Origin of the sequence: Verrucosispora sp. SN26_14.1 (assembly GCF_004307965.1) — a bacterium.
Taxonomy (GTDB): Bacteria; Actinomycetota; Actinomycetes; order Mycobacteriales; family Micromonosporaceae; genus Micromonospora.
Genome location: NZ_SISL01000652.1, coordinates 1 through 2,523 on the forward strand (window position 1 = coordinate 1; position 2,523 = coordinate 2,523).

At 73.2% G+C, this 2,523-nt stretch carries 2 protein-coding genes; both read right to left on the bottom strand.

Annotated features, from left to right (window positions below; genetic code table 11):
* A partial coding sequence (locus EYA84_RS30445; RefSeq protein ID WP_161595074.1) for an MFS transporter occupies positions 1 to 1,209 on the bottom strand: 1,209 nt, incomplete at its 3' end.
* A partial coding sequence (locus EYA84_RS30450) for an aldehyde dehydrogenase family protein (protein ID WP_131057671.1) occupies positions 1,196 to 2,523 on the bottom strand: 1,328 nt, incomplete at its 5' end. The genes EYA84_RS30450 and EYA84_RS30445, both read right to left, overlap by 14 nt.

Here is a 2,523-nt window from a genome sequence, read left to right on the forward strand (position 1 = left end):
CAGCACCACCGCGGCGGCCACGGCGGCCACCACCGCCACGACCGCGCCGGTACGCGCGGAGAACGCGTCGCCCAGCCAGCCGTGCAGGATCGCCGCCGCCGGACGGATGCCCAGGAAACACATCGACCACAGCGCCATCACCCGGCCCCGCACCTCGTCGGCCAGGCCGTGCTGCATGGTGGCGTTGACGTCGCTGACCGCCAGCAGGTAACCGGCGCCGCCCACGGCGATGCCCACCGTGGCCATCACCGGCCCCGGACTGACCGCCAGCACCGCCATCCCGACGCCCAGGGCGGCCACCCCGACCGCACCGGTACGGCCACTGCCCATCACCCGCCGCAACCGGCCCACCCAGCCGGCGATCAACGCCGAACCGAGCCCGAAACAGGTGATGAAGATGCCCACCATCAGCTCACCGCCGCCGAAGCCCTCGGCGAACAGCGGTGACAGCGTGTTGATCGGCTCCATCGCCAACCCGATCAGGGCCACCGCCACCAGGCAGCGCACCAGTTCCGGCCGGGAACGGACGTAGGCCACCCCGTCGAACACGCCCAGCCGGCGCTTGCCGGTCCCGGGCTGCGCCCGGGGCAGCCGTACGCCGGCCAGCGCCAGCGCGAACACCAGGAAACTGGCGGCGTTGACGGCGAACGCGGCACCGGCACCGGCCAGCGCGTACGTGGCCGCCCCGGCCACCGGGCCGATCGCCCGGGACAGGTTGAAGGTGAGCGAGTGCAACGCGATGGCCTGCGGGACGTCGGCACGTCCGACGATGTTGGGCACCAGCGCCTGGGCCGCCGGCCCGGTGATCGCCTGCCCCACCCCGGACAGCGCCACGAACGTCAACAGCAGCGGGGCGTTGAGGAGGTCCAGGAACGCCAGCACCGCGAGCACCCCGGCGGCGGTCCCGCCCAGCGTCTGCCCGACGATGATCAGCAGCCGCCGGTCGACCCGGTCGGCCACCGCCCCGATCACCGGCGCCAGGACCAACTGCATCGCGAACTGCAACGCGGTGACCAGCCCCACCATGAAGGCGGAGCGGGTCAACGCGAAGATGGTCAGGATCGCCGCGACGTTCTGGAACCAGGTGCCGGTGTTGGACGCCAGCGACCCGAAGAAGTACGGGCCGAAGCGGCGGTCCCGCAGCAACGCGAGCCCGCCGCGACCCACCTCCTCGGTCGCCGCGTCGGGCGGGCGGTCAGCCTGCGGCACCCGCGCCACCCAGGCCGTACCCCTGCGGTGTGCCGGCCGTCAGCGAGGTCCACACCGACTTCGGCCGCAGGTACAGCCGGGCCGCCTCGGTGCCGTTCTCCCGCCCGTACCCGGACAGGCCCACCCCGCCGAAGGGCACCAGGTCCGACAGCACCCGGTACGTGTTGATCCAGACCGTGCCGGCGCGGACCTGCCCGGCGAACCGGTGCGCCCGGGCGATGTCGGCGGTCCACACCCCGGCGGCCAGACCGAAGTCGGTGTCGTCGGCCAACCGCAGCGCCTCGGCGTCGTCACGGAACGACGACACCGCCAGGACCGGGCCGAAGACCTCCTCGCGCAGCAGCCGCGCCTGCGCGTCCAACCGGTCGAACACCGTCGGCGGCACGTAGAAGCCGTCGCGTAGCCGCTCGTCGTCGGGCAGGGCGGCCTGCGCCACCAGCCGTCCGGCGGCACGGGTCTCGGCGATGAACTGCACCGTCTTGTCCCGCTGCGCCGAGGTGATCTGCGGACCCAGGTCGGTGTCGCCGTCGAACGGGTCACCGACGCGCAGTCCGCGTACCCGCTCCGCGATCCGGTCGAGGACCTCGTCGTAGACCGACTCGTGCACCACCAGCCGGGAACCGGCGATGCACATCTGGCCGCAGGAGGCGAAGACGCCCAGCACCACCGCGTCGACCGCCCGGTCCAGGTCGGCGTCGCCGAAGACCACCTGCGGCGACTTGCCGCCCAGCTCCAGGGCGACCGGGGTCAGGTGCTCCGCCGCCGCGCGGGCGATCGCCTTACCGGTGTCGTGGTGCCCGGTGAACACGATCAGGTCCACGTCCGGATGCGACACTAGCGCCGCGCCGGTCTCCCGGCCGCCCGGCAACACCGACACCAGATCCTCGGGTACGCCGGCCTCGGTCAGCAGCCCGGCCAGCCGCAGGGCGGTCAGCGGGGTCTCCTCGGCCGGCTTGAGCAGGCAGGCGTTGCCGAACGCCAGCGCCGGGGCGATCTTCTTGGCGGCGAAGAAGAACGGCACGTTCCACGGGATGACCCCGGCGACCACGCCGTGCGGCTCCGGCACCGTGTACGTGTGGTACTCGACGCCGACCGGGATGGTCTCCCCGCGTACCTGCTCGGCCCAGCCGGCGTAGTAGCGGAAGCTGCCGGCCGCCCGGCGTACCTCCCGCCGCGTGTCACTGAGGATCTTGCCGGTGTTGCGGGTCTCGATCTCGGCCAGTTCCTCGACGGCGGCCTCGATGAGGTCGGCGACGGCGTGCAGGATCCGGCCGCGTTCGCTGCCGGTGCGCCGGGCCCAGGCCGGTTGCGCGG